The sequence below is a fragment of the Kitasatospora sp. NPDC056273 genome (assembly GCF_042268845.1).
Lineage (GTDB): Bacteria > Actinomycetota > Actinomycetes > Streptomycetales > Streptomycetaceae > Kitasatospora.
On record NZ_JBHJSJ010000069.1, the window covers coordinates 14532 to 27224 of the forward strand.

8 protein-coding genes and 1 pseudogene are annotated in these 12693 nt (G+C 74.4%); 2 read left to right on the plus strand and 7 right to left on the minus strand.

Features of this window, described 5'->3' with window-relative positions; all coding sequences use genetic code 11:
- Positions 1–137 precede the first annotated feature (137 nt).
- A pseudogene (locus ACFCY1_RS36670) lies at positions 138–1164 on the minus strand (helix-turn-helix domain-containing protein); the annotation flags it as partial.
- A 1019-nt stretch (positions 1165–2183) separates the two neighbouring features.
- Here ACFCY1_RS36670 and ACFCY1_RS36675 point away from each other — a divergent pair.
- The gene (locus ACFCY1_RS36675; protein WP_375877333.1) at positions 2184–2990 is read left to right on the plus strand and encodes a GNAT family N-acetyltransferase; all 807 of its coding nucleotides are present in this window, start codon (positions 2184–2186) and stop codon (positions 2988–2990) included.
- 172 nt (positions 2991–3162) lie between these two features.
- Here ACFCY1_RS36675 and ACFCY1_RS36680 read toward each other — a convergent pair whose 3' ends face one another.
- Together ACFCY1_RS36680 and ACFCY1_RS36685 are read right to left on the minus strand one after the other, a co-directional pair.
- Entirely contained in the window at positions 3163–4311 is a 1149-nt protein-coding gene (locus ACFCY1_RS36680) for an HAD family hydrolase (RefSeq protein WP_375877334.1), read from the minus strand.
- 434 nt (positions 4312–4745) lie between these two features.
- Positions 4746–5066: a hypothetical protein gene (locus tag ACFCY1_RS36685; protein WP_375877335.1), complete on the minus strand. Its 321-nt coding sequence runs from the start codon at positions 5064–5066 to the stop codon at positions 4746–4748.
- A 456-nt stretch (positions 5067–5522) separates the two neighbouring features.
- Here ACFCY1_RS36685 and ACFCY1_RS36690 point away from each other — a divergent pair, with 456 nt between their 5' ends.
- Positions 5523–5999: a universal stress protein gene (locus ACFCY1_RS36690; protein ID WP_049653914.1), complete on the plus strand. Its 477-nt coding sequence runs from the start codon at positions 5523–5525 to the stop codon at positions 5997–5999.
- A gap of 195 nt (positions 6000–6194) precedes the next feature.
- Here ACFCY1_RS36690 and ACFCY1_RS36695 read toward each other — a convergent pair whose 3' ends face one another.
- The 4 genes from ACFCY1_RS36695 to ACFCY1_RS36710 form a co-directional block, all read right to left on the minus strand.
- Positions 6195–7385 carry an acyl-CoA dehydrogenase family protein gene (locus tag ACFCY1_RS36695; protein WP_049653907.1) on the minus strand — a complete coding sequence of 397 codons (1191 nt, stop codon included), beginning with the start codon at positions 7383–7385 and terminating at the stop codon, positions 6195–6197.
- Between the two features lie 178 nt (positions 7386–7563).
- Positions 7564–8556: a hydroxymethylglutaryl-CoA lyase gene (locus ACFCY1_RS36700; protein ID WP_375877336.1), complete on the minus strand. Its 993-nt coding sequence runs from the start codon at positions 8554–8556 to the stop codon at positions 7564–7566.
- Positions 8553–10808, minus strand: a complete 2256-nt coding sequence (locus ACFCY1_RS36705) for a biotin carboxylase N-terminal domain-containing protein (protein WP_375877337.1) — start codon at positions 10806–10808, stop codon at positions 8553–8555. The genes ACFCY1_RS36700 and ACFCY1_RS36705 overlap by 4 nt, the downstream gene beginning before the upstream one ends.
- Before the next feature lie 142 nt (positions 10809–10950).
- Entirely contained in the window at positions 10951–12663 is a 1713-nt protein-coding gene (locus tag ACFCY1_RS36710; protein WP_375877338.1) for a carboxyl transferase domain-containing protein, read from the minus strand.
- Between the last annotated feature and the right edge of the window lie 30 nt (positions 12664–12693).

Below are 12693 nucleotides of genomic sequence, written 5' to 3' on the forward strand. Positions count from 1 at the left end.
GAGCGGCGCGCCCGGACCGGCCGGGAACGGCTGCCCCGACGGCATGCCGTGGGCCCCGCCGAACAGCGGACCGCCCGCAGGGACGACCGCGCCCGCCGGGTGCGGGATCGCTCCGGACAGCCGCAGGTCGCCGAGCGCACCGGCCGGCGCGGTCGGCTGCTGACCGGGACGGCGGGCCCGGTAGCTGGTCCGGTACGCGGCCGGGGAGACCCCGAGCTGGCGGCGGAAGTGCCCGCGCAGCGCCACCGGCGAACGGAACCCGCACCGGCGCGCGACGTCGTCCACCGACAGTTCCGAGGTCTCCAGCAGCCGCTGCGCCTGGAGCACCCGCTGGGTGATCAGCCATTGCAACGGCGCGCTGCCGGTGAGCGTGCGGAACCGCCGGTCGAAGGTGCGCCGGCTCATGTACGCGCGAGCCGCCAGCACCTCGACGTCGAACTGCTGGTTGAGGTTCTCCAGCGCCCAGGTGACCACCTCGGCCAGCGGGTCGTTGCCGATCTCTTCAGGTAAAGACTGATCGATGTACTGGGCCTGTCCTCCGCCGCCGCGGCGGCTCGGCACCACCAGGCGCCGGGCCAGCGCGTTGGCCGCCTCGGCGCCGTGGTCGCTGCGCACCACGTGCAGGCACAGGTCGATGCCGGCGGCGGTGCCGGCCGAGGTGAGCACGTCGCCGTCGTCGACGAACAGCTCGCGCGGGTCGACGTGGACCCGCGGGTAGCGCTTGGCCAGCGTCGGCGCGTACATCCAGTGGGTGGTCGCCGGGCGGCCGTCGAGCAGGCCGGCGGCGGCCAGTACGAAGGCGCCGGTGCAGAGCCCGATGATCCGGGCGCCCTCGTGGTGGGCCTTGCGCAGGGCGGTGATCGCCTCGACCGGCGGGGGCTGGGAGATCGAGCGCCAGGCCGGTACGACGATCGTGCCGGCCCGGGCGAGCGCCTCCAGGCCGTACGGCGCGGAGAGGGTCAGTCCGCCGGTGGTGGCCAGCGGGCCCTCCTCACCGGCGCAGACCAGCAGGCGGTAGCGGGGCACCCCGGCGTCCTGGCGGTCCACGCCGAAGACGGAGAGCGGGATGGAGCTCTCGAAGATCGGGGCGCCGCCGAAGATCAGCACCGCGACGGTCTCCCGGCGGCGCCGGCCGGACAGCTTGCGCGGGGCGGAGGCCGTCACCGGGGTCGGGGAGCCGTTCGCTCCGGGCCCGCCGTGGCCCAGCGGGCCGTGGCCGGAGCCGAGCGCGAGGCCGCCGAGCGGACCGCCGCCCGGCCCGGCGGCGACGGTGCCGCCGCCGTTCGGGCCCGGGGTGCCGCCGCCGTAGCCGGGGTGGCCGGAATGACCGGGGTGACCGAGCTGGCCGCCGTAGCCCGGGTGGCCGGAATGGCCGGGGTGGGCGGGATGTCCCGGGTGGCTGGAATGGCCCGGGTGCTCGCCGCCGTAGGTCTGGCCGGGACTGACGGGTCCTCGGCTGACGGGTTGTCCGCCGAAGGACTGTCCGCCGAAGGCCGGCTGGCCCCCGTAGGCGGGCTGTCCTCCGTAGGGTGCCGCCGCGCCGTGGTCCGCCGTGGCCGGCGCCGCGCCGGGGCCGATGCCGGTGCCCGCCCCGGGGGAGGGCACCGCGGAGTACGAGGAGTGCGAGGCGGCGCCCGGGGTGCCGGAGGTGCGGGTGGTGGCGATCGCGGCGGTGCCAGTGCTTCTCGCGGACCGACCCGAGCTGCCGGCCGCCGCCTGGCCGCTGTCAGGACCCGCGTCGCTCCTGCTCACCCTGCTCAAGGCGCTCAAGCCCCCTCGGTGGTGTGGTGTGGGTGGTGCGGCACTGCTGGCCAAGATCGAAATCTATCGGGTGGACCATTGCCGTTGTGACAAGTTCACCATCCGACGCTATGTCGACATGGCAATTTGGCGTGATGCATTCGATCACGAAGCGTGGCACCCGTCGACCTTTCTGGGAAGAGGGCCGGGGCAACGGTGGCTGGTTGTCGCGGGACGGTTCCTGGGGCGTCCGGCTCCGGTGCGCCCGGCCGGCTGGTCTGGGCTGCGGATTTGCCCAAGCGGGAGGGATCGGCGCGAAATTGACCGAAAATCGGCGGTGCACGAGGGGGCGCACGGGGAGAAGTCGTGCGCCTCCCAGGCTTCATCCGGCCAAGCCTGGGACGGCGGAACCGGGAACCGGAGCACCGGGTTACGGTCCTGCCGTGAACACCAACAGCCGGCTCGAACGGGCCAACGACAACGCCGCCGCCTTCTGGCTCGCCCAAGCCCGCGTCCACGGCTGGCAGTCCCGCACCCGCCCGGGGCTGACCGCGGTCCGGTGCGCCCGGACCCCGGACGACGCGCACCGCATCGTGGTGACCCGCCCCTACGACGAACCGGCCGCCGTGGAGCAGGAGTTGGCGGAGCTGATGGCCGATTGGTCGACCATACGCTGCACCGTGGAGGACCCGTACGACGGGCTCGACCTCACCGGCCTCGGCGCCACCCGGATGCCGCTCATGCCGGTGATGGTCCGGGACCCGGGACCGGTCGAGGGCGCGACCACCGACCTGCCCGTGGTCTCGGAGGCGCACGGGGGCGGCGTCCTGACGGTCGATGAGGCGCGGGACGGCGACAGCTTCGCCCTGGTCGAGCGGACGATCGTGGAGGGCTTCCCGCTGCCCGCCCGACAGCCCTGCGTCCGGGGCGAGGCCCTCCCGGAGCGACTGCTGGACGTACCCGGCTGGCGGGGCTGGCTCGGCCGCGTCGACGGCGCGGTGGCGGGCACCTGCCTCACCTATGACGACGGCCAGGCAACCGGCGTGTACTGGGTCGCCACCCTGCCCGAGCAGCGCGGCCGGGGCGCGGCCCGCGCCGTCCTCCGGACCGCCCTGGCCCACGCGCACCCGGACCGCCCGGCCACCCTGGTCGCCACCGCGCTCGGCGAACCGCTCTACCGCAAGCTCGGGTTCGTCGAGCAGGCCCGCACCTGCTGGTGGACCCGTACGGCGGTGGCGGCGACGGCGTAGCCGGGGCGGCGGGTGGAGTCGGTGGAGCGGGTGGAGTCGGTGGGGCGGACGAACGGCTGACGGCGGCGCGGGGGCGGGCAGGGGGGCGGCAGGGGGAGCGGGGTAGGAGCGGGGCAGGGAAGCGGAGGGGGCGGGGAAGCGGAGGGGGCTCGGGCGGGGTGTGGCCGAGGCGTTACCGGGCGGCCGCCACGGCGGTCGCGGACGACGCCGCGGACGAGGCCGCAGGGGGCACGGCGGCGAAGGCGGTCCGGGCGGGGACGGCGCCGTCGGGCCCGCTGCCGAGGGGCTTCGGACGGACGGCTCCGGCCGTGACGGTGGCCGCGGCGCCGGCCGCGGTCGGTGCGGGGCGGAGGCCGTCTGCGGCCGGACCCGGTCTGCTCCCCGCCCTGGTCCCGGAGCCCGGGCCGGTCTCCGGACGAGCCTCGGCGATCAGGGCAAACCCGCCGGATCGGTTTCGGACACCCGGCCCACCTGCGGCGGTGGCCTGGCCGGCGGTCCCTGCGGCCGCGGGAACGGATGCACTCGGGCCGTCCACGGCGGCCACCGCGGGACGTGCGCCGGACCGTGCGCCGACCAGCGCCGTCGCGTGAACCGGTGCTCCCGCCGCGGCCTTCCGGAGCGGCCCGCCGGAGCGGACGTCCGGCCGCGGCGAGGGCGCGTTCCGCGCGGCGAGGACCTGGCCGACGGCCTCCGGTAGACCGGCCGCCTTCAGCGTCGGCCGGTAGCCGCTCTCCGCCCACGGTCGGCCGTGGTGCAGCCAGACGCTGCGCAGTCCGGTGAGTTCGGCACCGGCGATGTCGGCGGGCGCGTGGTCCCCGATCATCCAGGTGTGCTCGGCCCAGTCCCCGGTGGGGGCGATGCCGCACCGCTGGGCCGCCATCTCGAAGATCAGCGGGTCCGGTTTGACGCAGTCGGCCTCCTCGGAGATGACCCAGCCGTCGACCAGGGGGCCGAGCCCGGTCCGCCGGATCTTCTCCAACTGCGGCCGGGTGCCGCCGTTGCTGACGATCCCCAGCGTCCACCCGGCGGCCCGGGCGACCCGGAGCGCCTCGATGTGCCGGGGCGGGCAGTGGATGTGGGAGTTGATGCCGCGTCGGTAGTGGGCGGTCAGGAAGTCGGCGGAGACGTCCAGCCCGTAGCGCCGCCGGACCGCCGACAGTACGGTGCTGCGCGGTACGTAGCCGCCGCCGTCGAGGGTGACGAACCAGTCGAGGTCGACCGGCGGGAGGTCGTGCTCGGACAGGAAGTCCTGCGCCCAGGCCCGGTAGGCGGCGTCCCGGGGCAGCAGGGTGTTGTCGAGGTCGAACAGGAGCAGGGACATGCCGAGCATGGTGCCAGCGGCCGCGCCTATGCATATGGCAAATGCCAGACGGCGTCGCGAAGCCGTACGGAGTGGCTGAAACGGCCTCCGCACCCCCGTGGCGGGCGGTGAGGCGCGGGTTCACCGGGACTGTCGGGGCAGGTCGGACGTCACGATTCGCGACGCGCCGCAACGGATCGTCGCCGATCCATGACAGTCCGGTCACGGTGTCCCGTGGGGCTGTTGCGCCGCCCGGTCCGCTCAGTCAAGCTCCAGGGAACCTCCTTTCCGGAGGGGGCGCGATCGCCTGTGGGCGGGGCGCACAGCCTCGGCGGGCGCATCCCCCTTTCGCGGGAACAACGTCGCTCCGGGGCTTCTTCGCTGGGCGGGGCCCCAAGCCCGTCGTACTCTGAAAGGAACAGGTCACATACGGTGCTGCGCGGCGCAGACCGACGTCATCCCGTGGGCGGGCCTGCTGCCCGGGCAGCGTTGTCCTCCTCTCCTGTCGGCCCCTCTCCATCGAAGAGCCGTGAGCCATGGCTGGTTTTGAGCCTCCCCGACCGGTTGAACCGGACACGTCCCGCAGCGTGGACCCGGCCCGCGGGCCTGCCGCTGATCGTTCCGACGGCCGCGCCGAGCTGTGCGCCGACCAGCGCGGCGAGGACGGCCGTGACCACCACAGTGACCGCCTCGGCGACGACCACGACGATCACGACGACCAGGACGGCAGTCACGGTAGTTACGGCAGCCACGGCGACGAACGCGACCGTGGCCATGGCGGCGAACGCGACGGAGGCCGCGGGGACGACAGTGCGGGCGGGTCTGTCGACGGGCCTGCCGACACTGCCGGCGAACGAGCCGACGCGCGCGCCGAGGCCTCGGGCCGCATCCCTGGCGGACGGACGGGCCACGAGCGGGTCGACGACGACAGCGGCGTCGCCGACGACGCGGAGGGGTTCGAAGCGGCCGGAGCGGCCCGCGCGGCCCGGCCGGCGGCCGACGTGCCACAGCCTGCGGAGCCAGGGGAGCCCGGCCCAGGGCGCGACAGCCCGCTGGGTTTCGCACGCGCTCTGCGCGGCCTCGCCCGCCGGGGCAGCCTCGCCCGCCGTGACCGCCCGGGGCCCCGCCAGCGGCGTGGCGAGCCTCCGGCCGACCCCGCCGGGGTTCCGGTGACAGGCCGCCTGGGCCCGGGGGCCGAGTACCCGGAGGCGGCTTCCGGCGCGGCCGGCCCGCTGGGCGGGCCCACCGAGCCGTCCGGGCAGGACACCCCGGCGCCGTCCCTCGACCCGGTGTTCCAGCACGGTGTGGTGGTCGGCTTCGACGGCTCGCTGTCGAGCGAGCGCGCCCTCGCCTACGCCGTCGGCATGGCGCGCCGCTCGCAGTGCGGCCTGGTGATCGTGCACGTCGCCAACCGCCTGCCCGCCACGGTCTGGGCGGGCTGCGAGCCGCCCGTCTTCGTCGACCTCCCTGACCACCGGACCGAGGTCCTCGGCCTGGAGCTCGCCTGCGCGGACTTCCTCACCGGGGTGCCGTGGATCCTGGTCGAGCGCGGAGGGGACATCTGCCACGAGATCGAGGAGGTCGGCCGTGAGTACGCCGCCGACGCGATCGTCGTCGGCACGACGCACGGCCTTCTCGGCAAGATCTTCGGCTCGGTCTCCGGACGGCTGGCGCGGCGGGCCAACCGCCCGGTGATCGTGATCCCCTGAGGCCCTGTTCCGGCGGCTTCTCCCGAAGCCGCCGCGACACCTCCTCCTACGCCTCCTCCTGCTGTTTCCTCCTGACGCCTTCCCCTGACGCCTCCTTCGCCGTGGCGCTCCCCAACTCTCGTCGCGGAGCGGTGTGTTGACCGGTGTGCCGGCCCGGTGGGCGTGGCTCAGGAGGCGACCGTCAGGATGCGGTCGTCACGAACCGACGCCGAGCTCCCGGGCGATGAGCATGCGCTGGACCTCAGACGTGCCCTCCCCGATTTCCAGGATCTTGCAGTCGCGCCAGAAGCGGGCGACCGGGAATTCGTTCATGAAGCCGTACCCGCCGTGGATCTGGGTCGCCTCGCGGGCGTTGTCGACGGCGGCCTCGGACGAGTACAGCTTCGCGATCGCGGCCTCCTTCTTGAACGGTTCGCCGTGCAGCAGCCGGGAAGCAGCGTCCCGCCAGGCCAGGCGGGAGGTGTGGGCGCGCAGCTCCATGTCGGCAAGCTTGAACTGGATGGCCTGGTTGGCGCCGATCGGCCGGCCGAAGGCCCGGCGCTCGCCGGAGTACTTCACGGACTCGTCGACGCAGCCCTGGGCCAGGCCGGTGGCCAGGGCCGCGATCGCGATGCGGCCCTCGTCGAGGATCCGCAGGAACTGGGCGTAGCCTCGGCCACGCTCGCCCAGCAGGTTGGCCGCGGGAACGCGGCAGTCGGTAAAGGACAGTTCGCGGGTGTCGGATGCGTTCCACCCGACCTTCGAGTACTTCTTCGAGACCTGGAAGCCGGGGGTCCCGGTGGGCACGATGATGGAGGAGATCTCCCGTGCAGGCGAGCGGAATTCGCCCTCTTCACTCGAACGAGCGATCGGTTCGGTGAGCGCGGTGACGGTGACCAGGCCGGTGATGTCGGTGCCGGAGTTGGTGATGAAGCACTTGGTCCCGTTGATGACCCACTCGTCGGTGGCCTCGTCGTACCGCGCCGTGGTCCGGGTGGCCCCCGCGTCCGACCCGCCCTCCGGCTCGGTGAGGCCGAAGGCGCCGAGGAGTTCGCCCGAGGTCAGCCGGGGCAGCCACTCGCGCTTCTGCTCCTCGGTGCCGAACCGGTAGATCGGCATCGCGCCGAGCGAGACGGCGGCCTCCAGGGTGATCGCCACCGAGGAGTCCACGCGGGCGAGTTCCTCCAGGGCGAGGCCGAGGGCGAAGTAGTCGCCGCCCATGCCGCCGTACTCCTCCGGGAAGGGCAGGCCGAAGAGGCCCATCCGCCCCATCTCCCGGACGATCTCGTACGGGAACTCCTCCCGCTCGTAGAACTCGCCGATCTTCGGCGCCACCACGTCCTGGGCGAATTCGGCGACGGTGCGCCGCAGTTCCTCGTACTCGCTGCTGAGCCTGTGGTCGAGCATGGTGATCCTCCTGGCGCCCGGCCGGGTCGGCTGCGGACGTGAGCGGGGTGACCGGCGTCCGTCGGACGGTGTGACGGTCGCACGGTGCGATTGAGGGATGGACTGTCGATCGGTGTGGGTGGTGCGGGGCGCCGGCCGGATGGTGCGGGCGGCCGGCGCCGGGGACGGGAGCGGGTGGTCAGCCCCCGGCGGAGCCGAGCAGGGCCTGGACGGTGCGGGACGGGCTCGGGCGGCCGAGGAGCCCGGCCATCCACCCGCTGGTCGCGACGAGGGAGCGCAGGTCGACGCCGGTCCGGATGCCGAGCCCGTGCAGCATCCAGACCAGGTCCTCGGTGGCCAGGTTGCCGGTGGCGCTCTTCGCGTACGGGCAGCCGCCCAGGCCGCCCGCCGAGGCGTCCACCGTGGTGACGCCCTCGCGCAGGGCCGCCAGGGTGTTGCTGAGCGCCTGGCCGTAGGTGTCGTGGAAGTGCACGGCGAGCCGGTCGACCGGGACGCCGGCCCGCGCGAAACCCGCCAGCAGGGCGGTGACCTGGCCCGGGGTGGCGACCCCGATGGTGTCGCCGAGGCTCAGCTCCGCGCAGCCCAGCTCCAGCAACTGCACGCCGTACCGGACCACCTGGTCGACCGGGACGGGGCCCTCCCACGGGTCGCCGAAGCACATCGAGAGGTAGCCGCGGACTGCGACCCCGGCCTCGGTGGCCCGGCCCACGACCGGGCGGAACATCGCCATGGCCTCGTCCGCCGAGCGGTTGAGGTTGCGGCGGGCGAAGGTCTCGGTGGCGCTGGCGAACACCGCGATGTCGGCGGCGTGGTGGGCGAGCGCGCGGTCCAGGCCGCGCTCGTTGGGCACCAGCACCGGCAGCCGCAGGCCGGGGTGGCGCTCCGGCAGACCGGCGAGCCGGGGGACCAGCTCCTCGGCGTCGGCCAGCTGCGGTACCCATTTCGGGTGAACGAAGCTGGTGGCCTCGACGGTGCGCAGCCCGGCGGCCGCGAGCCGGGCGATGAACTCGGCCTTGACCTCGACCGGTACCAGGGACTTCTCGTTCTGCAGGCCGTCGCGCGGCCCGACCTCGTGGATCCGGACCTCCTCGGGCAGGCCGGGGGCGCGGACCGGATCGGGCAGGCCCAGGTCGAGCGCGTCGGGCTCGCGGGCGGGGACGGGGGTGGTCACGACCGCACCTCCGCGGGCCCGGCGGGGACGGTGGCGGCGGCCGGCCCGGCCGGGGCGCCCTCGATCGACGCGTCCTCGACCGGGGTGACCACGACCAGCAGGTCCTCCATCGCGACGGTGGCGCCGGCGGTGGCCCGCAGCTCGGCCACCACGCCGTCGTGCGGTGCGGCGATCACGTGTTCCATCTTCATGGCCTCCAGCACGAGCAGGGGCTGTCCCTTGCGGACCGTCTCGCCCGCCGTGGTCTTGACGACGGTGACGGTGCCGGGCATCGGGGCGGTCAGGGCGCCGTGGTGCGCGCCGGCCCCGGTGGCGCTCTCGACGACCGGGTCGTAGCCGTGCAGCGGCCAGGCGTCGCCCTCGACGCCGAGCCAGGTCGCCGGTCCGGCGGCGGGGCCGGGGGTGGCGTCGGTGGCCAGCGAGAACGTGGTCCGGAGGCCGTCGACGGTCAGGTGCAGCCGGTCGCCGGCCAGGCTCACGCGGGCGCGGTGCGCGGGGCCTCCGTCGAGCCGGAGCTCCAGCTCGCGGACGGGCCCGGCGGAATTGTCAGTGGCATCGGCTACGTTGCCCGCAGTGATCGAACGGATGCTCACCGCCACCGGGTCCTGGCCGGGGGTGCGGAGTCGGTGGGTGGTCCAGGCAGGGGTGCCGCCCAGGCGCCAGCCGGAGGGAAGGGAGAACGGGTCGGTCCAGCCGCCGGGATCGGCGGGCGGAGTGAGTTCCAGGTGCCGTGCCAGCGCGGCCGCGTAGTAGAGGAGGTGAGCGGGCGACGGCGGTTCGGCCGAGTCCGGGTCGGTCGCGTTCGTGGGGGAGTACGGCGAGGTGAGCAGGGCCGGCTGCTCCTGGGCCGTCCGCTCCACGAGGCCGGTGTCCAGCCGGCCGGCGGCGACCTCGGGGTGGGCGAGCAGTCGGCGCAGGAAGCCGGTGTTGGTGGTGACACCCAGGATGCGGGTGTCGGCCAGCGCCGCGCGGAGCCGGCGCAGCGCGGTCGGGCGGTCGGGCCCGTACGCGATGACCTTGGCGAGCATGGGGTCGTAGGCGCTGGTGACGACGGTTCCGGGGGCGACCCCGGAGTCGACGCGGATGCCCTCGCCCCGGGGCTCGTCCAGGGTGAGGATGCGGCCGCCGGTGGGCAGGAAGTCCCGTTCCGGGTCCTCGGCGCAGATGCGGGCCTCGATGGCGTGGCCCAGGAAGGAGATGTCGGACTGGGCGAAGGAGAGCGCTTCGCCGGCGGCGACGCGCACCTGCCACTCGACCAGGTCGAGCCGGGCCGCGTCCGCGCCGACGGCGACGGCGAGCTCGGTGACGGGGTGTTCCACCTGGAGGCGGGTGTTCATCTCCATGAAGAAGAAGTCCCGCACCCCCTCGGCGGCGGAGGCGGGGGCGTCCGGGTCGATGCCGGGAACGATGAACTCCACGGTGCCGGCACCGGTGTAGCCGCAGGACTCCGCGGCGCGGACGGCCGCGGCGCCCATCGCGGCACGGGTCTCGGCGTTGAGGAGAACGGAGGGAGCCTCTTCGATCAGTTTCTGGTGGCGGCGCTGCAGGCTGCACTCGCGCTCGCCGAGGTGGACGGTGGTGCCGTGGGCGTCGGCGAGCACCTGCACCTCGATGTGGCGCGGCCGGTCGACCCAGCGCTCCAGCAGCAGGGTGTCGTCGCCGAAGGCGGTGCGGGCGACGCGGCGGGCGGCGGCGATCTCGGTGGGCAGGTCGGCGCGGTCCCGCACGAGGCGCATGCCCTTGCCGCCACCGCCGGCGGACGGCTTGAGCAGCACCGGGTAGCCGATCTCGTCGGCGGCGGCGACGAGGTCCTCGTCGGTGGGCGCGGTGGCCTGGCTGCCGGGGACCACCGGGACGCCGGCGGCCCGGACGGCCTCCTTGGCGTTGATCTTGTCGCCCATCAGCTCGACCGCACCGGGAGGTGGTCCGATGAAGACGAGGCCCGCGTCGGCGCAGGCGCGGGCGAAGCCGGCGTTCTCGGCGAGGAAGCCGTAGCCGGGGTGGACGGCCTGGGCGCCGGTGCGGCGGGCGGCGGCCAGGATCTGGTCGGTCCGCAGGTACGTCTCGGTCGCCGAGCTGTCGCTGCGGTCGGCCGGGCCGAGCCGGACCGCGACGTCGGCCTCGCGGACGTGCGGCGCGTCGGCGTCCGCGTCGCTGAACACGGCGACCGAACGGACGCCGAGCCGTCGCAGGGTGCGGATCACCCGCAGGGCGATCTCGCCGCGGTTGGCGACCAGAACTGTGTCGAACATGGGAGGCGTTCCTCCGGGTCGAGGGGAGCCGTACGAAGGAGGTGGCGATGGGCGGTCGGGCACCGGCCCGGGTGGGCCGGCGCCGCGGGGAGTCACACCCGGAAGGGAGGAATCACGGACGCGGGGGTGACACGAGGAGGCGTCACATGCGGAAGACGCCGTACGGAGCGGGCGGCGCCAGCGGGGCGTTGGCACAGGCGGTGAGGGCGAGACCGACGACGGTGCGGGTGTCCATCGGGTCGATCACGCCGTCGTCCCAGAGCCGGGCGGTGGCGTAGTAGGCGTTGCCCTGGCGCTCGTACTGCTCGCGGACGGGGCGCTTGAACTCCTCCTCCGCCTCGGCCGGCCACTGCTCGCCGTGCGCCTCCAGCTGGTCGCGGCGGACGGTGGCGAGGACGGAGGCCGCCTGCTCGCCGCCCATCACGGAGATCTTGGCGCCCGGCCACATCCACAGGAAGCGGGGTGAGTAGGCCCGGCCGCACATCGAGTAGTTGCCGGCTCCGTACGATCCGCCGATCACCACGGTCAGCTTCGGGACGCGGGTGCAGGCGACGGCGTTGACCATCTTGGCGCCGTGCTTGGCGATGCCGCCCGCCTCGTACTGCCGGCCGACCATGAACCCGGTGATGTTCTGGAGGAAGAGGAGGGGGATGCCGCGCTGGTCGCACAACTCGATGAAGTGGGCGCCCTTGAGGGCGGACTCGGCGAACAGCACGCCGTTGTTGGCGACGATACCGACCGGGTGGCCGTGGATCCGGGCGAAGCCGGTGACCAGGGTGGCGCCGTACTCGGCCTTGAACTCGGCGAACCGGCTGCCGTCCACCAGCCGGGCGATCACCTCGCGCACGTCGTAGGGCGTGCGCGGGTCGACCGGCACGGCGCCGTACAGGCCGGCCGGGTCGACGGCCGGCGGCTCGACCGGGGTGAGCGGCCACGGCCTGGCCTCGCGCGGGCCGAGCCCGGCCACGATCGTGCGGACGATGGAGAGGGCGTGGGTGTCGTCCTCGGCCAGGTGGTCCGTCACGCCCGAGGTGCGGGAGTGCAGCTCGCCGCCGCCCAGCTCCTCGGCGGTGACCACCTCACCGGTGGCGGCCTTCACCAGCGGCGGACCGCCCAGGAAGATCGTGCCCTGGTTGCGGACGATCACGGCCTGGTCGCTCATCGCCGGGACGTACGCGCCGCCGGCCGTGCACGAGCCGAGCACGGCGGCGATCTGCGGGATGCCCGCGGCGGAGAGCCTGGCCTGGTTGTAGAAGATCCGGCCGAAGTGGTCGCGGTCCGGGAAGACCTCGTCCTGCATCGGGAGGAAGGCGCCGCCGGAGTCCACCAGGTAGACGCAGGGCAGCCGGTTCTCCAGCGCGACCTCCTGGGCGCGCAGGTGCTTCTTCACCGTCATCGGGTAGTAGGTGCCGCCCTTGACGGTGGCGTCGTTGGCGACCACCACCACCTCGCGCCCGGCGACCCGGCCGATGCCGGCGATCACTCCGGCCGCGGGGGCCGCGCCGTCGTACATCCCGTCGGCGGCCAGCGGGGCCAGCTCCAGGAAGGGGGAGGCCGGGTCGAGCAGGGTGTCCACGCGGTCGCGGGGCAGCAGCTTGCCGCGTGAGGTGTGCCGGGCGCGGGCCTTGGCGCCGCCGCCCAGGGCGGCCGCGTCTAGCTTCGCGCGCAGTTCGGCGACCAGGGCGCGGTGCGCCTCGGTGTTGGCGCGGTACGCCTCGGAGCCCGGGTCGGCGGAGCTGCCGAGCCGGGGTGCCGGTGCGGCTGCCGCGGCCGGGGCGGCGCCGGGCGCCGCCGCCGTGCCGGTCGCTGCGACGAGCCGGACGCCGGTGGGTGTGCCGGCGGTTGAGTTGACCATTCCCAAGAGCTCCCTTGCCCTCGGACCAGG

What these genes read in the sequence shown, in the direction of transcription:
- ACFCY1_RS36705 (WP_375877337.1), bottom strand. Translation starts at nt 10,808, where the DNA reads ATGTTCGACACAGTTCTGGTCGCCAACCGCGGCGAGATCGCCCTGCGG.
- ACFCY1_RS36685 (WP_375877335.1), bottom strand. Translation starts at nt 5,066, where the DNA reads ATGGCCACGGTCGCGTTCGTCGCCGTGGCTGCCGTAACTACCGTGACT.
- ACFCY1_RS36695 (WP_049653907.1), bottom strand. Translation starts at nt 7,385, where the DNA reads ATGCTCGACCACAGGCTCAGCAGCGAGTACGAGGAACTGCGGCGCACC.
- ACFCY1_RS36680 (WP_375877334.1), bottom strand. Translation starts at nt 4,311, where the DNA reads ATGTCCCTGCTCCTGTTCGACCTCGACAACACCCTGCTGCCCCGGGAC.
- ACFCY1_RS36710 (WP_375877338.1), bottom strand. Translation starts at nt 12,663, where the DNA reads ATGGTCAACTCAACCGCCGGCACACCCACCGGCGTCCGGCTCGTCGCA.